Below are 25,441 nucleotides of genomic sequence, written 5' to 3'. Positions count from 1 at the left end.
CATCAATATATCGTGTTAGTTGAACAATAGCTTTCTTCTTTTCTTGTCATAAACTCCTTAAGCAAACATACATTTTAACAAATGATTAGCTGCAAATAGGAGGTTTCAGGCATGGATACGGTGTTTACCCTATTGCCGAAGAAATTGGAGGAGCAATTTAGGAAAATTCCACTGTCAATGGCAAATAAAGTCGAAGAACTACGGATTCGAATTGGACGACCTCTTGAAGTGATTATTGAAGGTAGGCCGACCTTTTTACCATATTTGGTTCATGATGAAGACGCAAGGCAGTTACTTCATCACATTAGTAAATATTCTTTATATGCATTAGAAGAGGAATTAAAGCGAGGGTATATCACAGTAAGTGGGGGGCATCGAGTTGGCCTTGCAGGTAAGGTCGTGCTTGAAAATGGTGAGGTAAAAGCGATTAGAGATGTGTCATCCTTTAATATTCGAATTGCGAGACAGAAAATTGGGACGGCAGAGAAATTAATTCCAAGTCTATATACAGACGAATGGCATCATACAATCATCATTGGCGCTCCTCAAACAGGAAAAACCACACTTTTACGTGACATTGCCAGGATTATCTCAACTGGATGCGAAAAGCGAAATATCTTGCCGAAGAAAGTCGGTATCGTGGACGAGCGTTCTGAAATTGCCGGATCAGTTCGAGGTGTACCACAGCTTGATTTTGGACCAAGGGTAGACGTTTTGGATGGATGTCCAAAGGTTGAAGGAATGATGATGCTCATTCGTTCCATGTCACCGGATGTATTAATTGTTGATGAAATCGGTCGCCCTGAGGACACAGCTGCAGTGTTGGAGGCGGTCAATGCGGGGATTAAGCTCATGATCACTGCACATGGACGTACATTAGCTGATTTAAAAAAACGTCCATATATGGCACAAATCCTCGATCAACATATATTTGAACGCTTTATAGAATTAAATCGAAATGACAAATCTGGCTGGGGCTGTACGATCCTTGATGAGACAGGAAATGCACTTCCTAAGATTGGAAGTGTTAAAGAATGATTAAGTTCATCGGTGCAGCTCTCATCGTACTTGCTACCACCTGGGTAGGATATGAATTAGCCCGTGTCTTGAGGCAAAGACCAAGAGAATTACGACAGCTTAAGTCTGCGCTACAGTCGCTGGAATCGGAAATCATGTATGGACAAACACCGTTAACAGAAGCTGCCTATAAGCTTGCTAAGCAATTGCCGAAGCCTCTATCTCATTTTTTTGAAAGTTTCGCTGTCAAGCTGTCAGGCGGTGAGACGACAGTAAAGGCTGCTTGGGAAACCAGTTTAAAACTTGTTTGGAAACAACTTTCCCTAAAGCAAGGTGAATATGAAATACTTGTGCAATTCGGTGAGACACTCGGTCAGCATGATCGTCTTTCTCAGCAAAAACAAATTCAATTGGCTATGATTCATTTGGAAAGAGAAGAAAGTGATGCCCTCGACCGTCAAAATAAGTATGAAAAAATGATGCAGAGTTTCGGTTTTTTATCGGGTGTGTTGATAATCATTTTGCTGTTGTAGCAGGACTGGAGGATCTTAGATGGGCTTAGATGTAGATATCATTTTTAAAATTGCAGGTGTTGGCATTGTCGTAGCATTTCTCCATACCATTTTGGATCAAGTCGGAAAAAAGGAATATGCGCAGTGGGTTACTCTCTTTGGTTTTATCTATATTTTGTTTATGGTGGCCAGCATCGTTGATAATTTATTTCAAAAAATTAAATCTGTGTTTCTTTTCCAGTAGGAGGGATCGGCCATTGAAATCTTAAAAATTGTCGGGATCTCACTTATCGCCACCTTTTTAGCACTTATTGTAAAAGAGCAAAAACCGAATTTTGCCTTTTTGCTTGTCGTCTTTACTGGCTGTACCATTTTTCTAATTCTCGTTGACAAAATATATGAAATAATCACAATGCTCGAGAAGCTCGCCGTAAATGCAAATGTCAATATGGTGTATCTGGAAACCATTTTAAAAATTATCGGGATTGCCTATATCGCCGAATTTGCTGCCCAGATTACAAAAGATGCCGGCCTTGGGTCAATCGCTTCAAAAATTGAGCTAAGCGGAAAAATACTAATTTTAGCCATGGCTATCCCGATTTTGACAGTCATTATCGAAACAATCATTCAATTGATACCGAGCTGACAGGTAGACACCTGCGGCACTCATGAGGTGAATCTATGAAGCAGCGAATTTACTACTTTTCATTCTTGTTCATCGCTCTCTTTTTTATGCACAGTGATACGGTACTTGCCTCAGAAACAAATCAGGAAATGGGTGTTCTTCAATCCGATTTGGTACAAGCTCAGATGGATCGACTTGGAATTGAAGAGCTGCAGGGATTTTGGGATAGTATTGTCACGGAATATGGCGGATTTTTGCCAGAAAGTCAAAAAGGAAGTTTTATGGATTTTGTCAGCGGTGATAAGAAGTTTTCTTTTGCTGAATGGATGAAAGGGATTGGGAAATTTCTTTTTCATGAGCTTCTAGTAAATGGTAAGCTGCTCGGATCGCTCATCTTGTTAACCGTATTCAGTATGTTTTTACAAACACTCCAAAATGCGTTTGAACAAAGCACAGTCAGTAAGGTAGCCTATTCCATCGTCTATTTGGTGTTAATTATCCTCGCACTAAATAGCTTTCATGTAGCCATTCAATATACCCAAGAAACGATTGATACGATGATTGCCTTTCTAATGGCACTACTGCCGTTGCTACTTGCATTGATTGCTAGCTCTGGTGGATTGTTATCAGCAGGATTTTTCCATCCAATTCTTCTATTTTTAATGAACTCAAGTGGAGTATTAATTCAATATGTTGTATTGCCACTGCTTTTTCTTTCTGCCATCTTAAGTGTTGTCAGTACGATGACGGAACAATACAAAGTCACACAGCTTGCCCAGCTTTTGCGCAATTGGGCAATTGGTTTATTAGGTGCCTTTATGACCATCTTTCTCGGCGTTATTTCTGTACAGGGCGTTACCACGGCCGTTGCAGATGGCGTGAGCATTCGGACAGCGAAATTCGTGACAGGAAACTTTATTCCGGTTATCGGCAGGATGTTCACGGATGCGGCTGACACGGTCATCAACGCGTCAGTTCTCCTAAAAAATACTGTTGGGATGGCAGGCGTTATTATTTTGCTCTTTATCATCACGTTTCCAGCATTGAAGATATTAATGCTATCTTTTATTTATAAATTGGCAGCTGCCTTATTACAGCCGCTTGGCGGAGGTCCCGTTATTAAATGTTTGGATATTATTAGTAAAAGCATGATTTATATTTTTGCAGCACTTGCCATTGTATCTATTATGTTCTTCCTCAGTGTTACCGTTATCATCGCTGCTGGTAACATTACTTTGATGGTTCGGTAGGGAGGGAAATCTATGGAATTTATCACGAGCTGGGTTACAAATATTATTGTGTTTGTCCTCCTTGCGACTGTCATTGATATGCTACTTCCGAACTCGGCCATGCAAAAGTATGCGAAAATGGTCATCGGTTTACTGCTGATTGCTGTGATTATCTCGCCGATACTTAAGTTATTTCAAACAGACTTCGATGATCTATTGAAGAGTGCGACGAGTTCAATTGATGAAAAAACAAATCATCAGGTAGAAAATTTAACAGAATTGAAGAAAAAAGAAATACAAGCAGTACAGGGTGCATATATTTTAAAACAAATGGCTGTCGAGATGAGGACAGGGGTGGAAGAGGAGTTGATGGATCAATATAAAATGGAAATTCAGTCATTGAATCTCGAAGTAAAAAACAAAGATCAGCCTAGCCTTCCGGATGATTTACAAAAAATTTCAATCGTCCTGCAAAAGACAAAAGATCAAGCAGCATCGGTTGAAGTAGTTGCTAAAGTAGACATTAACACGAAACAGTCATCGCAGAAATCGTCCAGCGACTTAGATCATATAAGGGCGTTCCTTGCTGCAAAGTGGGCGGTAGACGAAGAAATCATCGAATTTGCCGGAGAAAGGGGTGGCTAATAATTTGAAAAATGATAAAGGCCCGTTATCATGGCTGAAAAACCTTTTTAAGCAAAGTGATGGTGAAGGAGAAAATAAAGAGAAGAAGCCCTCCAAATATGCCTATGTATTGACTGTTCTATTGTTAGGTGTCGGCATTATGATGGTTAGTAATTTGCTAACAAACAAAGCGTCGCAAAAAGAAACTGTCACAACATTTAATCAAACTAGCTCTCAAAGCAAAGAAGTAGAGACGTTTGGCAAGGCAGAAAATCAGTTTACGTCTGTAAGCGACTATGAAAAATACTTGCAGAATGAAATGAAAGGAGCGCTTGAATCGATTGCGGGTGTTGAAGAGGTCAAGGTTGTGATCTATGTAGACGCTTCTGAAAAGAAAGTGTTTGAAAAAAATAACGTAACGCAAAAACAAGTGACAGAAGAGACCGACAAAGAAGGTGGTAAGCGAAAGGTCGAAGATATATCGGATGATTCACAACTCGTTATTCTTAAAAGTGGGGATAAAGAGGGGCCTATCGTTGTTGAGACGAAGAAACCAAATGTATCAGGAGTCCTCGTCGTTGCCAAGGGTGCTGAAAATATACAAATTAAGAAATGGATCATTGAAGCCGTAACTAGAGCATTGGACGTACCGAGCCACCGTGTCTCGGTTATGCCTAAAAAATAAGGGGGATTATTACAATGTTATTAAAAAAACAAACCGTCTGGCTGTTAACGATGTTAAGTTTGGTCGTTGTCCTTTCAGTATATTATTTAACTGGTCCAGATCAGAATGGCACTAATATAGCAACTTCTCAGGAAGAAAAGGACAAACCGAGCACTGAAACAGCAAAACCAAAAGAAGAAACAGCTAAAAAGTCTGAAAAAGAAGTGCCGAATGTTTCCATATCTTCATCTGATGATGAGTTCGAAGCATTACGACTTAATATTGAAGATCAGCGAAGCAAAATAAGTGAGGATTTAACAAATAAAATGGGGGATACAAGTCTTTCGGCAGAAGAAAAAAATCAGGCTGTCGAAGCAAATAACAAGCTTTATGAAACAAATACTACAGAACAGTTGTTAGAATATGAAATCATGCAACTGAATTACCCAGCAGCTTTGGTTCGTATTGACGGAAACAAAGTAGATGTCACGGTTAAAACAGACGAAAAGTTAACGGCAATAGCAGCTGTAGAAATCATGGATATCGTGAATAAAGAAATGGACAATGTAGAAGATGTCGCAGTTGATTATAAATTAGATGAAGGGAAATGATGGAAAAGAGGGTGTCCTAATGGGCACCCTCTTTCGTATATTTTAAGCAACAAATTCAAGTAGAAATCAATAGGAAAGCGTTTCCTTGATAATGAGATATAATTTCACATTTATCGTGAGAAGATGTAAGATAGAAAAAAGGCAAAAGAAAAAGTCACAAGCATTGCTAAAACATTTATTGAATTTACACTACGTATTATCGTATGATATTAGTAGTTGGTCATAATGATTATATTAAGTACAGCCATGTAAAGCGTGGATAAAGGCCAGTTGGTGTTTGTATATTTTCGTTAGAACGCTTGTTTTTTATCCCGCATTAACGGGCAGTAAGCCCCCCACCTCCAGTTTTAGAGAAAACGAAGAAACTTAGATGGGGACAACTGCTCGTAAAAGCCCGATTGGTGAGAGACCATGAAACTTAACGCTTTGCTCTTCAGCGGTTTAGTTGAACCAATCGGGTTCGTACTGTCGATTAATTGAAGCGAAAGCGAAGATCTTAGCGACAGTAGAACGGGACTAACAATCAGTGGAAGAAAACCCTACTGATTGAAGTTTCACTTTATAATCATTCTAAAAAGGAATTTTTTACAATAATAATGAGACAAGGGGTGCCAAGATGTTAAAGGTACAAGAAATTAGAGAGATTATTAAGTTAGTCGACCAATCTAGTATAAATGAATTTATTTTTGAACAAGAAGGAACAAAGATTAAATTGAAAAAGAATACACAGGAACAAGCCGCATCAGTTGTATATCAGGCTACTCCTGCTGTTCAGTCTGTAGTAGCTATGCCAACTACAAATGTTGCACAAGAAGCGCCAAAACAAGTTGAACATGTAACCGACACACAAGCGAGTAATCAAGAAAATTTACATAAAATCACATCACCGATGGTTGGAACATTTTATGCTTCACCATCACCAGAAGAAGGGCCATATGTGAAAATTGGATCAAAAGTAGGTAAGGACTCAATTGTATGTATCGTTGAAGCAATGAAGCTCTTTAATGAAATTGAAGCGGAAGTAAACGGTGAGATCACAGAAATTCTTGTCCAAGACGGCCAATTAGTAGAATACGGTCAACCGTTATTTTTAGTAAAGCCGGAATAAGGAGCTGTTTTCAATGATTGAAAAAGTATTAATTGCAAATCGGGGAGAAATCGCTGTTCGGATAATCCGGGCATGCAAAGAAATGGGGATCGAAACCGTTTCAGTCTTCTCAGAAGCAGATCGTGAAGCGCTTCATGTCCAGCTTGCAGACGAATCGTATTGTATTGGACCGACCGCTTCAAAAGATAGTTATTTAAACGTTACGAATATCATAAGTATTGCAAAGAAAACGGGGTGTGACGCTATTCACCCTGGTTATGGATTTTTAGCGGAAAATGCTGATTTTGCAGAGCTTTGCCGTGATTGCAATGTCATCTTCATCGGACCATCACCTGAAGCTATTTCGAAAATGGGAACGAAGGATGTAGCAAGGGAAACGATGCGAGAAGCGGGTGTACCAATCGTTCCGGGATCTACAGGAATTATTAAAGACTCGGCTGAAGCGATTGCTCTTGTGGAAAAAATCGGGTACCCAGTCATCATTAAAGCTACAGCTGGTGGCGGCGGAAAAGGAATTCGGGTCGCTAAAACAGAAGAAGATTTATTGAATGGGATCAGAATCACTCAGCAAGAAGCGTTGACGGCATTTGGAAATTCTGGCGTATATATTGAAAAATATATTGAAGATTTCCGTCATGTTGAAATCCAGGTGATGGGAGATACACATGGTAATGCTATTCACTTTGGTGAGAGAGATTGTTCGATCCAAAGACGTCTTCAAAAGCTTGTAGAAGAAACGCCATCACCTGCAGTTGACTCAGAGATTCGTGAGGAAATGGGTTCAGCTGCAGTTAAAGCGGCTCTTGCTGTTAATTACTCTGGAGCAGGAACGGTTGAGTTCATCTATGATTACAAGAAACGCCAATTCTATTTTATGGAGATGAATACAAGGATCCAGGTGGAACATACAATCACAGAAATGGTAACCGGTGTTGATTTAATCAAAGAGCAAATCCGTGTAGTATCAGGTGAGAAATTGTCACTAAAACAAGAAGATGTGCAATACAACGGCTGGGCAATCGAATGCAGGATCAATGCTGAAAATCCTGAAAAGAATTTCATGCCTTCAGCTGGGAAAATTCAAATGTATCTTCCGCCAGGCGGCAATGGCGTACGCATTGATTCTGCTGCGTACCCAGGATATGTGATTCCACCATACTATGATTCAATGATTGCGAAGTTAATTGTTCATGCCCCTACACGTGGTGAGGCGATTAACAAGATGAGACGTGCATTAGAGGAATTTGTGATCGAAGGAATCCACACCACTATTCCTTTTCACAGCAAACTTATGCAACATGAACAATTTATTTCTGGGGAATTTAACACAAAATTTCTTGAATTATATGAGGTAATGGATTCATAATGGAAAAATCCAGGAGGTGCTGAAAAATGAGTGAAATGGAACAAATGCTTGAGGTAAACGATACTTACAATGGACTAGGTAAAGTGGAGATTTCTCCTGATGTAATTGAAGTCATTGCCGGTATTGCTGCTAGTGAGGTAGAAGGAGTTGCGCATATGCGTGGAAACTTCACCACTGGAGTTGTCGAAATGCTTGGGAAGAAAAGTCACGGAAAAGGTGTCAAGGTAGATCTTGCAGACGATGGCATTAAGGTAGACTTATATTGTGTCATGAAATTTGGCGTATCGATTCCAAAGGTAGCGCAAGAAGTTCAAGACAATATTCGTCAAGCTCTACTGAACATGACAGCCCTTGAAACTTCCGAAGTGAATATTCATGTTGTAGGGATACAATTTGAAATGGTAAAACAAGAAAGTGAAATTGAGCAAGAAATGTAAGGATAAGAGAAGCCCGGCATTTAGCCGGGTTTTTGCGTGAAAAGAAATCTTTTTACACGAAAGAGTTTAAATCTTTGGGGGATGAGATATACATAGTAAAGAGTAGATTATGCAAATAACGTCAGTAAAAAAAACACCACTGAGGGAAGCTTCACTTTACCCCGGTTTGACAGGCTGTAATATCCCCGTACTAATTGTTGCGAGAGATTAAAGTAGCTAGTTGGAGATAAACAGCCTGTAAAACCCCGATTGGTTCAACTAACCCTAAGTGAAAACCACACTGAGGGAAGTTTCACTTTAACTCCATCTTATTTTCTGTTAGAGTGTTACATATGTGATTTTTTATGATATAAATTAGCACAAGCTCCACCGTGAAAGTAAGCTGCATTTCTTTTTGAAGAAAAACTTAATATTTATGGTGATTTAGTTAATTAATGTTCGTATGTGCTGCCATTTTCATATATAATAGTCGATATAGAAGGAGTCAATTTTATGAAAAGAAGAACTGCCCGTGAAAAAGCCTTACAGGCCATATACCAACTTGAAATTGGTAAGGGAGAAATTCAAGATGCTCTAAACAGTGTTTTGGACGGACATCCGAGTGATGAATATCTTGAACTGTTAGTAAAAGGAACACAAGAAAACAAAGAAGAGATTGATGGAACAATTCGTGCTAATCTCGACAACTGGAAAATTGAACGATTGGCGAATATTGATCGGAACTTGCTTCGAATTGCTGTATACGAAATGATCTACAGTGAACAAGTTCCAGTCAGTGTTGCTATGGATGAAGCAATTGAAATCGCAAAAGTCTTCGGTGATGATCAATCAAGCCGCTTTATCAATGCAGTTCTGTCAAAAGTTAAAACTCAGCTTAATAAATAACCAGTGCATAGAATACATGCTAGGGAAAGACTATTTATTTTCGGGTCAAGCGGCTAAAATCATTCTTACCTTAAGACAGTCGATTTCTTAAGCTAACTTTGGAGGGTGATGAATGTGTCAGGAAAAATTATTGATGGAAAAGAAATTGCTCAAACTGTAAGAACTCAGCTTCGTGAGGAAGTAGGCAAGCTAAGTAGCAATGGAATAGTACCCGGTCTTGCGGTTATACTAGTTGGAGATAATCAAGCTTCGAAAACATATGTATCTAATAAGCAAAAAGCTTGTGCCGAAATTGGTATTCATTCTGTTTTAGTCGAATGTCCAGCGACGTTGTCTCAACAAGAACTACTTGCTAAAATTGATGAGTTGAATCATGATGATACCGTTCATGGAATTTTGGTGCAACTACCTCTTCCAGCTCATATTCAGGAAAAGGATGTTATTGAAGCGATTTCTCCTGAAAAGGATGTAGATGGTTTTCATCCCATTAATATCGGGCGAATGATGACTGGTCAGGATGCGTTTTTGCCATGCACACCATATGGAGTTATGGTCATGCTAGAGCATATTGGCTGTGAAATTGCAGGCAAGCATGTCGTTGTTGTTGGAAGAAGCAATATCGTCGGAAAGCCGTCAGGACAATTATTTCTGAATAAAAGTGCGACGGTTACGTATTGCCATTCTAAAACGAAAGATCTTGCCTATCATACAAAGCAAGCTGATATACTGGTCGTTGCTGTCGGTAAGAGAGATACAATTACGGCTGCTCATGTTAAGGAAGGTGCAGTTGTCATTGACGTTGGAATGAATCGGAATGAAGAAGGTAAGTTATGTGGCGACGTTTCTTTTAACGAAGTAAGAGAAGTTGCCTCATATATCACACCGGTTCCAAAAGGCGTTGGTCCAATGACAATTGCCATGCTTCTAAAAAATACCGTTAAATCAGCCAAGAAAACGATTGCCCTACAAGATGCATAAATAGCAACTTCCATCAGTGGTGAAAACCCTCCCGCTGATGGAAGTTTCACTTTATGAAGAAGCTATCACTTGCTCTATAATGGCAAGTGATAGCTTTTTTGTTTTATAATAAAAGTATAGATAATCAATTCCGAGGTTAAGCGCGAAACTAGTAGGTACACAATACATAGCGCTTGCACTTTTTAATAAGGAGAAAATGATGGAAGAGCAAAGATATTTAAGTGTTTCGGCGTTGACGAAATATATTAAGCGGAAATTTGATGCAGATCCTCATTTGCAAAATGTATACATAAAAGGAGAAATATCGAATTTTAAGCAGCATTCAAGCGGACATATGTATTTTACGATTAAAGATGAAAAAGCAAGAATACTTGCAGTGATGTTTTCTGCCCATAACAAGAGTTTGAAGTTCGTACCTGAAAATGGAATGAAAATCTTGGTGAGAGGCGATATTTCTGTATTCGAGCAAAGCGGGCAATACCAGTTGTATGTCAAGAGCATGTCACCTGATGGAGTAGGGGATTTATATTTAGCCTATGAGCAGCTGAAAAAAAAACTCGAAGCAGCAGGGTTATTTTCTGCCCAGCATAAGCAAACACTTCCGAAATATCCGCATGCAGTTGGTGTCATTACTTCACCAACAGGGGCTGCTTTGCGGGATATTTTGACCACGATTAAAAGAAGATATCCAATTGCTAAAATTATCATATACCCGGCGCTTGTCCAAGGAACAAATGCACCTAAATCAGTCGCTAAAGCAATTTCGGAAGCAAATTCGCGTAAAGAGGTTGAAGTCCTTATCGTCGGGAGGGGGGGAGGCTCCATTGAAGAGCTCTGGGCTTTTAATGAAGAAATTGTCGCAGAATCGATTTATGACTCTGATATCCCGATTATTTCGGCTGTTGGACACGAAACGGATTTCACAATTGCAGATTTTGTAGCAGACTTGCGTGCACCAACACCAACTGGAGCTGCTGAAATGGCCGTCCCACATCTTCAAGAAATTTACGAAAGGCTCTGGAACCAAAAGAATAGGCTGACAAGGACGATTCATGAACAAGTGAATGTTGAACAAACAAAACTGTCACGATTAGCAAAATCTTATGCTTTTCGTTATCCTAAAAAAATGTACGAGCAAAAGGTCGAACAATTGGACCGGGCGACAGAACGACTAAAACGCGAGAGCACTAAATATTTTCAAAAGAAAAACGAGATGCTCGAAAATAAATGGGTCCAATTAAAAAAACAGCATCCAAACCAACAGTTAGCGATTGCTAGGAATCGTTTAACCAATAGTGAAAAGATGTTGAATCGCCTTATGCAGACATCATTAAAAGGGCATACACAAAGGTTTGTCTCAGTTACTGCAACTTTATCTGCCTTAAGCCCGCTTAAAATTATGGAACGGGGCTATGGCCTAATTTTTACTGAAGAAGAAATACTTGTTAAAAGCAGATCACAAGTAACAGTCGGAGATCATATCGATGTGAACATAACCGACGGAATTTTGCATTGTAAAATAGAAAAAATAGAGGAGCGACAAGGAAATGAGTAAAGAAAAAGAGTTAACTTTTGAGCAGGCAATGGAAGAACTTGAGCAAGTTGTCGAAAAATTAGAAGAAGGGGACGTACCACTTGAAGAGGCAATCACCATCTATAAAAAGGGAATGGACCTGTCCAGACTTTGCCATACAAAATTGAAATCGGTTGAAGAACAATTGACGCAAATACTTAGGGAAGATGGCGAACTTGAGGAATTCGCTACAGAGGAGGAATAGTAATGAATGCAACGTCATTTCATACGTTTTCAGAAACATACAAACAACTCATCGAATTGAAGATAATTGAATATGTTGAAGAGCTAAAAGCACCTGATAACTTAAAAGCAGCGATGGCTTACTCCTTGAAAGCGGGTGGAAAAAGAATTCGTCCTTTACTCGTTTTGGCTGTATTGGATGCATTTGCGAAGGATTTGAACGCTGGGGTACCGACTGCGGCTGCCATTGAGATGATTCATACCTATTCTTTAATCCATGATGATCTGCCAGCGATGGACGACGATGATTTACGTCGCGGTAAACCGACCAATCATAAAGTTTTTGGTGAAGCGACGGCAATCCTTGCAGGTGATGCATTACTTACATATAGCTTTCAACTAATTGCGAATACGGAGCATCCTGACGTGACACCTGAAATGAAGCTCAATCTTATCCTTGAAATCGCTAAAGCGGCAGGTGCTGAAGGGATGGTTGGTGGACAAGTAGCCGATATGGAAGGCGAGAACAAACAGCTTTCACTAGAAGAACTCCAATATATTCATGAACATAAAACAGGCAAGTTGTTAATGGCATCTGTTCTTTCAGGAGCGATTTTATCAGGTGCAAGCGCAGAACAAATTCATGCGCTTAAACAATTTTCTTATCATTTAGGGTTAGCTTTTCAAATCCGAGATGATATTTTAGATATCGAAGGCTCTGAAGGAGAAATCGGTAAACCTGTCGGCAGTGATACAGGGAATAACAAGAGCACGTACCCTTCATTGCTTACTCTAACAGGAGCAAAGGTAAGGCTTGCAGAACATATCAAAATGGCGCACAAAGAGTTGGCAAAAACGCAATTGGATACAGTCCTTCTTAATGAAATAACGGATATGATTGCAAAGCGTAAATCCTAATACGACAACAATTGTTAGGAAATCCTATTTGTGTTATACTTTTGTTGTTTAACTGGCTTATCTTATTAAAAATCGGTATAATATGTTGGAACTAAAAGCCGCCGAAATCAGAGGGTATCGGCGGCTATTTTTGAAGAATTTTGCGGAAACTTGCTGAATAATGACAGCCATTATAGTGCGTGTTCAAAAAGGAGGATAAAAAGAGCAGAGAAGTTCGAGGAGCGATCGTCTTGAGGACCGGAGAGACAAAGCGACGAAGAAATTCGACAGCTATTTTTACCGGACTTTTTGAACAACCTCTCATAGTAATTAAATTAGAATTTTCCAGCCATAGGTCTCTGATAAGACCTGGAAATAACAGAAAGTGAGTGATCCAATTTGGATCTTCTATCTATAAAAGACCCATCTTTTTTAAAAGCAATGAATAATGAAGAATTAAAAGAATTAAGTGCCGATATTAGAAAGTTTTTAATAGAGAAATTATCGATTACTGGTGGACACATTGGCCCAAACCTTGGGGTGGTTGAGCTGACCATCGCATTACATAAGGAGTTCAACAGTCCACAGGATAAATTTCTGTGGGATGTTGGACATCAATCTTATGTTCATAAAATCCTGACAGGCCGTGCTTCTCAATTTGATACTCTGAAAAAATACAAAGGACTTTGCGGTTTCCCGAAAATGAACGAAAGTGAGCATGATGTATGGGAAACTGGCCACAGCTCAACTTCTCTTTCTGGTGCAATGGGAATGGCCGCAGCGCGCGATGTGAAGAAGGAAAAAAACTATGTTCTTCCAATTATCGGGGATGGTGCTTTAACGGGTGGTATGGCTCTTGAAGCACTTAACCATATTGGGCATGAAAAGAAAGATATGATTGTTATCTTAAACGATAATGAAATGTCGATCGCGCCAAACGTAGGGGCCTTGCATTCCGTACTAGGAAGACTTCGGACGGCTGGGAAATATAATTGGGCGAAAGATGAGCTTGAATTATTACTGAAGAAAATACCAGCAGTCGGTGGGAAAGTCGCTGCTACAGCTGAGCGTATTAAAGATAGCTTAAAGTATTTGTTGGTTTCAGGGGTATTTTTTGAAGAGCTAGGATTTACTTATTTGGGACCAGTGGATGGCCATAACTTTGATGAGTTATTCGAGAATTTTCGTTATGCTAAAAAAACAAAAGGCCCTGTCCTTTTACACGTGATTACGAAAAAAGGGAAGGGGTATTCTCCAGCAGAATCTGATACAATTGGAAACTGGCATGGAACAGGACCTTATAAAATTGAAACGGGCGATTTTGTTAAAACGGTGACAACAGCTCCTGCTTGGAGTTCACTTGTTAGTGAAACAGTAAGGAAACTCGCGCGAACCGACGAACGAATTGTTGCGATTACGCCTGCTATGCCGGTCGGTTCTAAACTAGAAGGCTTTGCAAGTGAATTTCCGGAACGAATGTATGATGTAGGCATTGCTGAACAACATGCGGCAACCTTTGCAGCAGGACTTGCCACGCAAAAAATGAAACCGTTTCTTGCGATTTATTCTACTTTTTTACAACGCGCCTACGATCAAGTGGTTCATGATATTTGCCGTCAAAACTTAAATGTCTTTTTTGGAATCGATCGAGCAGGCTTAGTCGGGGCAGACGGGGAAACACATCAAGGAGTGTTTGACATCGCCTTTATGCGTCATATTCCGAATATGGTCTTGATGATGCCAAAAGATGAAAATGAAGGCCAGCATATGGTTAATACAGCGATAAAATATGATGATGGTCCGATTGCAATGAGATTTCCACGCGGGAATGGGTATGGTATCCCGATGGACGAACAACTGAAAGAAATTCCGATTGGAACTTGGGATGTGTTGAAAGAGGGTAGAGATGCTTGCATTTTAACATTTGGTACAACGATTCCAATGGCAATGGATGCGGCGGAGTTCTTAGAGAAACAAGGGTATTCGATTAAGGTTGTGAATGCACGCTTTATTAAACCATTAGACAATGACATGATGCATCAATTACTTGAGCAGAAGATGCCGATTTTAACGATTGAAGAAGCCGTTCTTCAAGGCGGATTTGGCAGTGCGGTGATTGAATTTGCTCATGAGCATGGATATCATGGTGCGATTATTGACCGAATGGGTATTCCAGACCGTTTCATTGAACATGGAAGTGTGAATCAATTACTCGCAGAAATCGGCATGACAGTAGAGGACACGGTGCGGAACATCAAACGAATTACACCGAAAAAGCAAAAAAGGGCTTGAATGAATGAAAGCGAAAAAAGAGAGACTTGATATTTTACTTGTTGAATCTGGGTTGGCAGAAACTCGGGAAAAAGCAAAACGAATGATTATGGCGGGCCTTGTTTATGGAAATGAGGAAAGATTAGAGAAGCCGGGTGAAAAGGTTTCAACTGATTTAGTACTCACCATTAAAGGGAAAGTCATGCCTTACGTATCTAGAGGCGGGTTAAAATTAGAAAAAGCATTGAAACAGTTTGAATTATCTGTTGAAGGAAAAGTACTGCTTGATATCGGAGCTTCAACTGGAGGATTCACTGACTGTGCCCTACAAAATGGGGCACAGATGTCTTACGCGCTTGATGTGGGTTACAATCAGCTTGCCTGGAAGCTAAGACAAGATGATCGAGTGAAGGTAATGGAAAGAACGAACTTCCGTTACGTCACACCTGCTGACCTTGATGGGGAAATGCCTAATTTTGCGAGCATTGATGTTTCATTTATCTCGCTTACATTGATATTACCTGTCTTGAAAACATTATTGGTCGCTAATAGTGATGTTGTTGCCCTGGTTAAGCCTCAATTTGAGGCAGGCAAGGATCAAGTAGGTAAAAAAGGAATTGTACGTGATGTGAAAATTCATCGTGAGGTGATGGATAAAATTATTCATTTCGCTCAAGGTGAGGGGTATGATATTCATGATGCTTCTTTTTCTCCGATTAAAGGTGGCGAAGGGAATATTGAATTCCTTTTGCATCTTAAGTGGCAAGGTGAAAAAGATCAAGGAGAGAACTTCTTGAAGCAGTCGGTTGAAGAAATTGTTCAGAATGCTCATCAAGAATTAAAGCAAACGAAAAATGATGAATAAATAGTAGAGCTCCTGATGCAGTATAACTGTTGACGGAGCTTTTTTTACAGATGCTTAGTAAATGGCTAGTTTTGGGATTGATTTATGTAAATTCCGAGCAATATGAAAGAAAACAACCTACTGTTAGCCCACTAATTCGCGAAAAAAGGAGCGCCTCTAGTAACGAAAATTAAGGTTTACGATCTGGAACGATGTTTTTTACACATCAGAACGAGTCCTTTTCGCGCCGGAATCGAGATTTGCACCCCAGAATGAGCATCATTCAATCCAAATCCTTAAAATTACAGCCCAAAAAATTTTGTCGATTAGAAAAGAAGATAAAATAAGAGCTCATTCATTGAAAACATACAAATAACGATTTTTTGTTCATTCGTATGAAACCCCGATTTCACACATATTCAAATAAATGCTGTCGAATGCAAGAAAAAATTGTACAATTTCAAGCAAATCCGCTAACATTATTTATATAATAAATAGTAGCGGTCTAAATTAATTGGACAGCTAACTTAGAGGAGCTTTAAATAAATGAATAAAGGTCAACGACATATAAGGATTCGAGATATCATCACGAATAATGATATAGAAACACAAGATGATTTAGTGGATGCGTTGAAAAATGCTGGCTTTTCTATTACTCAAGCGACGATTTCAAGAGACATTAAGGAACTGCATCTCGTGAAAGTACCGCTAATGGATGGTCGATACAAATACAGTCTACCTGCAGACCAGCGCTTTAATCCACTTCAGAAATTAAAACGAATGCTGATTGATGCATTTGTTCGGATTGATTCGGCGAGCCATTTTCTCGTATTAAAGACCTTGCCGGGTAATGCACAGGCAATTGGCGCCTTAATTGATCATTTAGATTGGGAAGAAATATTAGGTACGATTTGTGGCGATGATACATGCTTAATTATTTGCCGTACTCCAGAAGATACTGAAGAAATTTCTAATCGATTTTTAGATATGCTCTAATGAAGACTGAGAGGTGATGAGAGTTTGTTAACAGAACTTTCTATAAGGAACTTTGCGATTATTGAGGCCCTTTCAGTTTCGTTAGAAAAGGGCTTGACTGTTTTAACAGGGGAAACAGGTGCCGGTAAATCGATTATTATCGATGCGATTCACTTGTTAGTTGGCGGTAGAGGATCTGCAGAGTTTATTAGACATGGGGAAACAAAGGCGGAAATTGAAGGGTTATTTCAAATTGACGACGAACTCCATCCGGTTTATCGAAAAGCTTCGGAATTAGGGATCGAGATAAGCGATGGAATGATCGTGCTGCGCCGAGATATGTCGACAAGTGGCAAAAGTGTTTGTAGGGTAAATGGCAAGCTTGTGACGATTGCGCTGCTGCGTGAAATCGGTAGAACGTTGATCGATATTCATGGCCAGCATGAACATCAAGAACTGATGGATGGGCGTCTTCATCTGCAACTGCTCGATCAATTCGGCGGCGAAAAAATTGCCAAGGCGCTAGGAGAATACCAAAAGCTCTATAAAGAATATGATCATGCGATGAAACAACTTCTAAAATTAAGCCAAAATGAACAACAAATGGTTCATCGTTTGGATTTAATTCAATTTCAATTTGATGAAATTCAGCAAGCGAATTTAAAGTTGAATGAGGATGAAGAGCTGTCTGAAGAAAGAAAGAAAATCAATAACTTTGAAAAAATTCACGAAGCCCTACAAACAAGCTATTTAGCATTATCCGGGGAACAAAAAGGGCTTGATTGGCTATCTGTTGCAATGAATAACCTTGAAGAAGCAGCAGGTCTTGATGAGACCATTAAAACGATTACAGAGCCAGTCTCGAATAGTTATTACGTTCTTGAGGACGCAATATCTGCCATTAGTGAACAGCTTGATGCTCTTGAATATGATCCGGAACGTCTAGATTTTATTGAAAGCCGCTTGAACGAAATTAATCAGCTGAAACGGAAATATGGGAGCACGATTGAAGAGATTGTTGTATACGGTGCCGCAATTGAAGAAGAAATTGAAACACTTTTGAATCGCGAAACCCATATATCTAAGCTTGAGTCACAAATAAAATCAGTAAAGGCTGATTTGTTATTAGAAGCTAAAAATGTAAGTGAATTACGTGAAAAAAATGCTAGACAGCTGACGAAAAAAATACTACAGGAATTAAAAGAACTTCATATGCAAAAAACGGTATTTGAAGCTCATTTTCATCATACAGCCTTTTCGTTTAGTGAAGGGGACTCCTCTACAATTGGACGTAACGGATTGGATGAGATGGAGTTTTATATTAGCACTAATCCTGGAGAACCACTCAAGCCGTTGTCTAAAATTGCTTCAGGAGGAGAATTGTCGCGAATCATGCTTGCATTAAAAAGTATATTTTCCAAACATCAAGGAATCACATCAATTATTTTCGATGAAGTGGACACAGGGGTCAGTGGTAGAGTGGCCCAATCCATTGCTGAAAAGATCTACAAAGTGGCCATTGAATCACAAGTTCTTTGTATTTCTCACTTACCACAGGTCGCTGCAATGGCAGATACCCACCTGTATATAGCAAAAAATATTAAGGCAGGGCGGACGAATACATCTGTTCACCCTTTACAGTATTCGGACAAGGTAAAGGAAATCGGTCGAATGATTTCTGGCGTCGAGATTACCGATTTAACTAAACAGCATGCTGAAGAACTTTTACAACAGACGGAGAAAATTAAACAGACTGCTGGAGTATAGTCTTTATCCCACATTAACGGACAGTATACCTCCTCACCTCAAAGCTTTGAGTGAGGAGGTATAAGCGACACTAGAACGGGACGAAGCATTAGCGGAAGGTCATCGCTAATGGAAGTTTCACTTTATTCGTAATTACTCATTATTTTTCATTGAAAAGCTATCCAAAAACGGATAGCTTTTATTTTTGCCTAGAGTTATAAATGCTTGCTGTGAGGGCTACATTAAAGGTGTAGCCATTTAGGATTTAAAGCAAAAGCGAGGGGAGTGAAAAAGATTGTACAAACAATGGATTAAAAGAATCATCGGTGGAATTCTCCTTGTTTCGCTATTAACAATAGGATTGTATCAACCATTTCGAGAATATATTTCAATTCCTAAAAAAATTGTCCTTTTCGAAGGTGAACAATATAGCATCCGTAATACTTTAGCTGTTCATGCGACGACTCATTCAAATGAAGAAGGGGTAACTATTCAAGATGAACCAGGTTTGCTAACACTTGGTGCAGATAAACCTGGAACGAGCGAGTTACTTTTGAATGTTGCTGGATTCCCAGTCAAGAAAGTGGATGTTCATGTGTTAAAGGATTTTAAGGTGATTCCTGGAGGACAGTCGATTGGTGTAAAATTAAATACGCTCGGAGTATTAGTAGTTGGACACCATCTAGTGGCTACAGGTGAAGGCAAGAAATCACCTGGTGAAGCAGCACACGTTATGATAGGTGATATTATTACCAAAATAAATGGCCAGACAATCAAAAAAATGTCTGATGTAACCCCTTATGTACAACAAGCAGGTGAAAAAGGAGAACCCCTTCAACTTGTGATATCACGTGAGAAAGAAACGATTGAGACAAACCTTTTACCATTAAAAGATAAAAATGAAGGCACATATAAGCTTGGCCTATACATTCGCGACTCAGCCGCTGGAATTGGCACGATGACCTTTTACCACCCTGAAACAAAAAAATATGGCGCACTTGGTCATGTTATTTCAGATATGGATACGAAAAAACCAATTGTTGTAAAAGACGGACAAATTGTTCAATCAACTGTAACATCTATTGAAAAAGGAAGCAACGGAGATCCGGGTGAAAAATTAGCTCGCTTCTCGTCAAATAAAGAAATAATCGGTAATATTAATAGAAATAGTCCATTTGGAATTTTTGGGAAAATGAAAAAAGAAGTCGGAAATGGGATAGCTGATCAACCTTTGCCAATCACTTTATCCCATGAAGTAAAAGAAGGACCAGCAAAGATATTAACTGTGCTAGAAGGGTCAACAGTAGAGGAATTTGATGTCGAGATTGTCAGTACTATACCTCAGAAATTCCCAGCTATTAAAGGAATCGTATTAAAGGTAACTGATAAGAAACTGCTTGAGAAGACTGGTGGGATTGTACAAGGCATGAGTGGTAGCCCTATTATTCAAAATGGAAAACTAGTCGGTGCTGTAACTCATGTTTTCGTAAATGACCCAACAAGTGGCTATGGGGTTCATATTGAATGGATGCTAAACGAGGCAGGTATCGACATATATGAAAAATCTGATCCGCAGGAGAAAGCGAGTTGAAGAAAGGAGCCTTCAGTCTGGGCTTCTTTTCCTGTTTACTAAAAGAAAAGAATGTCAAATATTTTTGTATATCAGTCTGTTTTATTCATGTACTATGTTAGAATGAAAGAAGTAATAAAGAATTTTCGACAAAGCCTATATTACTTAGCGAACATGATCGAAAATAAGAGAATTTACGAGAAAAATATTGATTTTGTATATTTTTTTAAAAAATAAAAGGAATTTAGTTTCCTATGTCGAAAATTTCAATTACAATGTTTTTAGAAATAATAGAAAAATTGACCAATTGTAGTTGAGGAGGAATTCAAGCGTGAAGAAAATTAAGGTATGTGTTGTGGATGATAATAAAGAACTGGTTTCCTTATTGGATGAGTATATTTCTTCTCAAGAAGATATGGAAGTAATTGGTGTAGCTTATAACGGACAAGACTGTTTAAGTCTGCTTGAAAATATCGATCCTGATATTCTTATATTAGATATTATCATGCCTCATCTAGATGGCCTTGCTGTTTTGGAAAAGTTGCGGGAAATGAAGCGTGGTTCTATGCCTAATGTCATAATGTTAACTGCCTTTGGTCAAGAAGATGTAACGAAGAAAGCAGTTGATCTTGGGGCTTCCTATTTCATCCTCAAACCATTTGATATGGAAAACTTAGGTGGCCATATTCGCCAGGTAAGTGGAAAAAGTAATCAAATTACGAATAAGCCTTCTCAATCTGGATATCGCCCAGTTGAATCAAAACCAAGAAATCTTGATGCCAACATCACGAGTATCATCCACGAAATTGGTGTTCCTGCTCATATTAAAGGATATATGTATTTAAGGGAAGCGATTTCGATGGTCTATAACGATATCGAGTTGCTAGGATCTATTACAAAAGTTCTATATCCTGATATTGCTAAGAAATATAATACTACCGCCAGTAGAGTGGAACGTGCAATCCGTCATGCAATTGAAGTTGCTTGGAGTCGTGGTAATATTGAATCTATATCTTCTTTATTTGGCTATACAGTTTCCATGTCAAAAGCAAAACCAACGAACTCGGAATTCATTGCCATGGTAGCGGATAAATTACGATTAGAACATAAGGCTTCTTGAGAGGGTTAGAATGTAGATCTTCTTACCCTTAGAAGCACCCCTGATAATTATAGGCAATTTCGAATTATCGGGATTATCCGATATTGGCGAAGCTGCTTTTTTTTATGAGTGCTGGTCAAATCGTTATACGTATCTGCCATTTCTAAAAACTTCATACGATAAATCGAATGTCCCCTTTTGTTTATTCAATTGAGTTCGGAAGGAATAAATAAAAAGAAATGATTCTCTGCTCCGGAAACGGATATACGATTACTTTGGAATGAACAAAATTTTATCCGAACATTTAAGGCTCAATTAAAGGATGTTAAGGAAGCGTTTTCATTATCGGCGGAAAAAGAGTGGAGATTGACCTTGATCAAATAATTGCCTCATTCGTATCTGATTTGTGCGGAAGAAAATCTCCTATAGTTAATACCCCTATTTTGTCGCTGAGAATCTGACTGGAAATGCATACTGGAAATTATTCGCGAAGCTGTATTGGTGACAGTTATTCAGAAAGAATGTCAATTAATAGAATAAAAGCCGTGAAAGGAAAAGGTATGGTTCTTACCTTTAACAAGCATTAAAGAAAGTATATCTGCCAACGATGGATCATTTTGACGTAGGTGTCCTGTGGGGTGAAAATTCAGCTGGATGAGAAAATATTGTTATAAAAATATAAAACTAGTTGAACACGATGGTAAAAGAGATCTTCTCATGCGGAAACATCGACTTGAATTTTAAATGATTTTAACTTGGGAGGATAGAAACATGACTCAAATTTTTGCTCATAGGGGAGCCGCCGGAACGCACCCCGAGAATACAATGGTTTCCTTTTACGAGGCTTACAGAGTGGGAGCTGATGGGATTGAGTTAGATGTACAACTTTCAAAAGATGGTGAAGTGGTTGTGATTCACGATGAATTATTGGATCGCACAACGAACGGTAAAGGAAATGTGAAAGATCATATGTGGAAAGATCTTCAATCGTTAGATGCGGGATATAAGTTTCAGAAGCAGTTCGCGAGAGCTACGATTCCAAACTTAGAAGAAGTGCTTGCCTGGATTCAAGGTACGAATCTGATTTTAAATATTGAGTTGAAAAATGGCGTTTATCCTTACCGAGGCCTGGAAGAGAAAGTTATCGCTTTAGTGCGGACGTACTCAATGGAAAGTCGAGTCATTTTGTCTTCTTTTAATCATTATAGCCTTGTATACGCATACCGAATCGCCCCAGAGATTGAAACAGCGCCACTCTATCGGGATGGCTTATATATGCCATGGGTATATGCTACATCAATTGGGGCGAAAGCGATTCACCCTTCGATTCATACGGCACCGGATGCAATCGTTGCAGCGTCAATGAAAGAAGGAGTAGCGGTCCGTCCTTATACGATCAATAATGAAGATAAAATGAGACATCTTTTCGAAATTGGAATCAGCGCATTTATCACAGATTTTCCAGAACGAGCAGTAAAGCTACGAAATACGATAGACGTACAGTAACTCTTATATAGTGAAATAGAGGATGTCCCAAAAGAAAAGAATCAGACTGGCAACTACTACATACAGTTTAAATGAAGTGAAAGTATCACTATCAACTGTATGTTAAGTAGATGGGTTAGATCCTTTTGGGACAGCCTCTTTTTCACACTTTAAATCTTGTTTGCACCTTATCTTTCTTCCGGTCGCGATGGAGTACAAATCCTGCGATAAATCCAATCCCGCTAATGGTTAGAAACAGGCCTACTAAAAATTGGACCCAAAGGGCTGGGTATGGGAATTGAGAGATTCCAAACAGCATATCTCTCATTATCTTAATTCCGTAGGCAGCAAGTGCGCCGGGTATGAAAAGGATAAGAAAAGCGATAGCTCGTTTCATAAATAAAAACCCCTCAAAATGAGAACTTTGGAACTTGGCATCATAACTTTATTGAGATGATGTCTTATTTTATATGATAAGGGATGCGTTAGATTTGTCAAGAGACAGGTAATTCATTAAAATAAAGGTGAGTTTGAAAAAAGTTGCGTTTAATAATTGATATACTATGAAAAAAATTGCAGATATAGCCGAGGTGGGTATTTATGCAGCGAGTAATGATCGTTGGGGCGGGACCAGGTGGAACAGCAATTTTGCGAATGCTACATGAAAGTAAAATGTTTTTAGTGGCTTCAGTTGTTGATATCAATGAAAATGCTGAAGGGATGGTTTATGCAAAAAAACTGTCTATTCCAACCGCTACTGATTGGAAGTCTGTAGAAACGGAATCGATGGATGTGATTATCGAAGCAACAGGAAATGAACAGGTTTTTCGAGAAATCAGGCAAGCATCGCAAGGGAACTGTTTGCTGATTACTGGAAGTGTCGCATTTCTAATAATTGAGCTGTTTGAAGAAAAAAAGTTATTAATTGAAAAGCTTGAAAAACAATCGTACGAACATGAACTCATTTTCAATACGATAAATGATGGGATGATCGTGATTGATAAGTATGGTTGTATCATTTTGTTTAACCGTAGTGCAGAGCGAATGATAGAAAGAAGCGAAGAAGACGTAATTGGCATGCATATCCATGAGGTAATCCATAACAGCAGGCTCCCAAAAATTCTTCAGACGAATCGAACCGAAGTAAATAAAGAACAAGTACTTGAAAACGGCTTGAAAATCATTACGACACGAATTCCATTGCTTGATGAACAAAACGAAATAATTGGGGCGTTTGCAGTCTTTAAAGATATTACCGACGCTGTTGATTTAGCAGAGCAAATTACCGACCTTAAGGAAGTTCAGATATTACTTGAAGCCGTTATTCAGTCAAGTAATGACGCTATATCCGTCGTAGATGAGGAAGGGCGGGGACTCATTATAAACCCTGCTTATACGAGAATTACTGGATTAAGCCGTGAAGAAATTATCGGTAAGCCAGCAACAACGGATATTTATGAAGGAGACAGCATGCATATGCGTGTCTTGGAAACGAGAAGATCTGTCAGAGGCGTTAAGATGAGGTTGGGTCCTAAGCGGAAAGAAGTGATTGTCAATGTTGCGCCAGTCATTGTTGATGGTCGTCTTAAAGGGAGCGTCGGGGTAGTACATGATGTAACAGAAATTCAACATTTAACGACTGAATTAACACGAGCCAGGCAAATAATCCGGACCCTGGAAGCGAAATATACCTTTACTGATATTATTGGCGAATCAGAAGAAATGAGTCTGCCAATCGAACAAGCAAAGCTTTGTGCGAAAACGCCGGCGACGGTACTCCTTCGTGGTGAATCTGGAACAGGGAAAGAATTGTTTGCCCATGCGATACATAATGCAAGTGACAGAAAGTATAATAAATTTGTTCGTGTGAACTGTGCCGCAATCTCAGAATCCCTTCTTGAAAGTGAATTATTCGGCTACGATGAAGGGGCTTTTTCTGGGGCGAAACGCGGCGGAAAAAAGGGTTTTTTTGAAGAGGCGAATAACGGCAGTATTTTTCTCGATGAAATTGGTGAATTGAAAGCGAGCACGCAAGCAAAATTATTAAGAGTGCTTCAGGAGAAGGAAATCGTCAGGGTTGGGGGCACAATACCTATTCCAATTAGTGTCCGTGTGATTGCAGCCACCAATATTAATTTGGAAAAAGCCATTTCTAATGGTAGCTTTCGTGAAGATTTGTATTTTAGAATGAACCGGATGCCGATTCATATTTCGCCATTAAGGAATCGAAAGGAAGATATTAAAGAACTTGCTCTCCACTTAATTCACAAAATCAATCAAGAATATGGTCGGACGATTGAAGGAATTAGCCCTAGTGCGATTGAACGATTAAAACAATACGATTGGCCTGGAAATGTAAGAGAACTGGAAAACATTCTTGGACGTACAATTATTTTTATGAAATTAACTGAAACAATCATTGAAGAGCATCATATCCCTGATTTTATCGAATCCTATAAACAAGGCGGTAAAGAGTCACCATTAAAAAAAGATCACTTGCAGACAGAGAATAAACCTCTTAGCGAACAGATGGATCGTTATGAACATCAGATTATTAAGCAAGCTCTAATGAAAAACTCAGGAAATAAAACAAATACAGCAAAAATGTTAGGCGTTTCGGTCCGTAACCTCTATTATAAAATGGAAAAGCATGGACTTGAAAGTTTTGACGCGCAATAATTTTCATGATATGCAAGTATTTGCATATCATTTTAAAGAGATAGTCGTCCGGATATGATTGTT

Annotated in this window: 25 protein-coding genes; 24 read left to right on the top strand and 1 reads right to left on the bottom strand. The window is 39.1% G+C overall.

Features of this window, described 5'->3' with window-relative positions:
* Positions 1-111 precede the first annotated feature (111 nt).
* The 23 genes from spoIIIAA (at position 112) to AC625_RS15475 (ending at position 22,720) form a co-directional block, all read left to right on the top strand.
* Positions 112-1,038, top strand: a complete 927-nt coding sequence (gene spoIIIAA, locus AC625_RS15585; protein WP_049682115.1) for a stage III sporulation protein AA — start codon at positions 112-114, stop codon at positions 1,036-1,038.
* On the top strand, positions 1,035-1,550 hold the full coding sequence (spoIIIAB, locus tag AC625_RS15580; protein ID WP_049682114.1) for a stage III sporulation protein SpoIIIAB: 516 nt from the start codon (positions 1,035-1,037) through the stop codon (positions 1,548-1,550). Before spoIIIAA ends, spoIIIAB begins: the two co-directional genes overlap by 4 nt.
* A gap of 19 nt (positions 1,551-1,569) precedes the next feature.
* Complete coding sequence (spoIIIAC, locus tag AC625_RS15575; RefSeq protein ID WP_049682113.1) at positions 1,570-1,773, top strand: stage III sporulation protein AC; 204 nt, start codon at positions 1,570-1,572, stop codon at positions 1,771-1,773.
* A gap of 12 nt (positions 1,774-1,785) precedes the next feature.
* Positions 1,786-2,175 (top strand): stage III sporulation protein AD, encoded by a 390-nt coding sequence (gene spoIIIAD, locus AC625_RS15570; RefSeq protein ID WP_156187559.1) that lies wholly within the window; start codon positions 1,786-1,788, stop codon positions 2,173-2,175.
* 35 nt (positions 2,176-2,210) lie between these two features.
* A complete protein-coding gene (gene spoIIIAE, locus AC625_RS15565; RefSeq protein ID WP_049682111.1) occupies positions 2,211-3,404 on the top strand; it encodes a stage III sporulation protein AE in 1,194 nt (397 codons plus the stop codon).
* 12 nt (positions 3,405-3,416) lie between these two features.
* Positions 3,417-4,028 (top strand): stage III sporulation protein AF, encoded by a 612-nt coding sequence (spoIIIAF, locus tag AC625_RS15560; protein WP_049682110.1) that lies wholly within the window; start codon positions 3,417-3,419, stop codon positions 4,026-4,028.
* Between the two features lie 4 nt (positions 4,029-4,032).
* Positions 4,033-4,692 carry a stage III sporulation protein AG gene (gene spoIIIAG / locus AC625_RS15555; protein ID WP_049682109.1) on the top strand — a complete coding sequence of 220 codons (660 nt, stop codon included), beginning with the start codon at positions 4,033-4,035 and terminating at the stop codon, positions 4,690-4,692.
* A gap of 14 nt (positions 4,693-4,706) precedes the next feature.
* On the top strand, positions 4,707-5,282 hold the full coding sequence (locus AC625_RS15550; protein WP_049682108.1) for a SpoIIIAH-like family protein: 576 nt from the start codon (positions 4,707-4,709) through the stop codon (positions 5,280-5,282).
* Between the two features lie 616 nt (positions 5,283-5,898).
* Positions 5,899-6,390: an acetyl-CoA carboxylase biotin carboxyl carrier protein gene (accB, locus tag AC625_RS15545; RefSeq protein ID WP_049682107.1), complete on the top strand. Its 492-nt coding sequence runs from the start codon at positions 5,899-5,901 to the stop codon at positions 6,388-6,390.
* A 13-nt stretch (positions 6,391-6,403) separates the two neighbouring features.
* The gene (gene accC / locus AC625_RS15540) at positions 6,404-7,756 is read left to right on the top strand and encodes an acetyl-CoA carboxylase biotin carboxylase subunit (RefSeq protein WP_049682106.1); all 1,353 of its coding nucleotides are present in this window, start codon (positions 6,404-6,406) and stop codon (positions 7,754-7,756) included.
* 26 nt (positions 7,757-7,782) lie between these two features.
* A complete protein-coding gene (locus AC625_RS15535; RefSeq protein ID WP_049682105.1) occupies positions 7,783-8,193 on the top strand; it encodes an Asp23/Gls24 family envelope stress response protein in 411 nt (136 codons plus the stop codon).
* A gap of 492 nt (positions 8,194-8,685) precedes the next feature.
* Positions 8,686-9,078 (top strand): transcription antitermination factor NusB, encoded by a 393-nt coding sequence (gene nusB / locus AC625_RS15530; RefSeq protein WP_049682104.1) that lies wholly within the window; start codon positions 8,686-8,688, stop codon positions 9,076-9,078.
* Positions 9,079-9,192: 114 nt separating this feature from the next.
* Positions 9,193-10,056, top strand: coding sequence for a bifunctional methylenetetrahydrofolate dehydrogenase/methenyltetrahydrofolate cyclohydrolase FolD (folD, locus tag AC625_RS15525; RefSeq protein ID WP_049682103.1), 864 nt, complete (start codon positions 9,193-9,195; stop codon positions 10,054-10,056).
* A 199-nt stretch (positions 10,057-10,255) separates the two neighbouring features.
* The gene (gene xseA / locus AC625_RS15520; protein WP_049682102.1) at positions 10,256-11,611 is read left to right on the top strand and encodes an exodeoxyribonuclease VII large subunit; all 1,356 of its coding nucleotides are present in this window, start codon (positions 10,256-10,258) and stop codon (positions 11,609-11,611) included.
* Positions 11,604-11,834, top strand: a complete 231-nt coding sequence (locus tag AC625_RS15515; RefSeq protein ID WP_049682101.1) for an exodeoxyribonuclease VII small subunit — start codon at positions 11,604-11,606, stop codon at positions 11,832-11,834. The genes xseA and AC625_RS15515 overlap by 8 nt, the downstream gene beginning before the upstream one ends.
* Positions 11,835-11,836: 2 nt before the next feature.
* Positions 11,837-12,730 carry a polyprenyl synthetase family protein gene (locus tag AC625_RS15510; RefSeq protein WP_049682100.1) on the top strand — a complete coding sequence of 298 codons (894 nt, stop codon included), beginning with the start codon at positions 11,837-11,839 and terminating at the stop codon, positions 12,728-12,730.
* A 378-nt stretch (positions 12,731-13,108) separates the two neighbouring features.
* Complete coding sequence (gene dxs, locus AC625_RS15505; protein WP_049682099.1) at positions 13,109-15,001, top strand: 1-deoxy-D-xylulose-5-phosphate synthase; 1,893 nt, start codon at positions 13,109-13,111, stop codon at positions 14,999-15,001.
* 4 nt (positions 15,002-15,005) lie between these two features.
* The gene (locus AC625_RS15500) at positions 15,006-15,845 is read left to right on the top strand and encodes a TlyA family RNA methyltransferase (protein WP_049682098.1); all 840 of its coding nucleotides are present in this window, start codon (positions 15,006-15,008) and stop codon (positions 15,843-15,845) included.
* Positions 15,846-16,370: 525 nt separating this feature from the next.
* A complete protein-coding gene (ahrC, locus tag AC625_RS15495) occupies positions 16,371-16,820 on the top strand; it encodes a transcriptional regulator AhrC/ArgR (protein WP_049682097.1) in 450 nt (149 codons plus the stop codon).
* A gap of 24 nt (positions 16,821-16,844) precedes the next feature.
* Positions 16,845-18,566: a DNA repair protein RecN gene (recN, locus tag AC625_RS15490; protein WP_049682096.1), complete on the top strand. Its 1,722-nt coding sequence runs from the start codon at positions 16,845-16,847 to the stop codon at positions 18,564-18,566.
* 274 nt (positions 18,567-18,840) lie between these two features.
* Positions 18,841-20,136 (top strand): SpoIVB peptidase, encoded by a 1,296-nt coding sequence (gene spoIVB / locus AC625_RS15485; protein WP_049682095.1) that lies wholly within the window; start codon positions 18,841-18,843, stop codon positions 20,134-20,136.
* Between the two features lie 292 nt (positions 20,137-20,428).
* A complete protein-coding gene (spo0A, locus tag AC625_RS15480; protein WP_245645020.1) occupies positions 20,429-21,235 on the top strand; it encodes a sporulation transcription factor Spo0A in 807 nt (268 codons plus the stop codon).
* A 750-nt stretch (positions 21,236-21,985) separates the two neighbouring features.
* On the top strand, positions 21,986-22,720 hold the full coding sequence (locus AC625_RS15475) for a glycerophosphodiester phosphodiesterase (protein ID WP_049682093.1): 735 nt from the start codon (positions 21,986-21,988) through the stop codon (positions 22,718-22,720).
* Between the two features lie 142 nt (positions 22,721-22,862).
* On the opposite strand, the gene AC625_RS15470 is transcribed toward AC625_RS15475, so the two are convergent.
* Complete coding sequence (locus AC625_RS15470; protein WP_049682092.1) at positions 22,863-23,096, bottom strand: DUF2627 domain-containing protein; 234 nt, start codon at positions 23,094-23,096, stop codon at positions 22,863-22,865.
* 203 nt (positions 23,097-23,299) lie between these two features.
* Between AC625_RS15470 and AC625_RS15465 the strand changes: the two genes are divergently transcribed.
* Positions 23,300-25,378 carry a sigma-54 interaction domain-containing protein gene (locus AC625_RS15465; protein ID WP_049682091.1) on the top strand — a complete coding sequence of 693 codons (2,079 nt, stop codon included), beginning with the start codon at positions 23,300-23,302 and terminating at the stop codon, positions 25,376-25,378.
* Positions 25,379-25,441 lie beyond the last annotated feature (63 nt).

The organism is Peribacillus loiseleuriae (assembly GCF_001183985.1).
GTDB classification, from domain to species: Bacteria; Bacillota; Bacilli; order Bacillales; family DSM-1321; genus Peribacillus; species Peribacillus loiseleuriae.
Note: the sequence above shows the minus strand (reverse complement) of the source record. Positions and strands in the feature narration are given on the sequence as shown.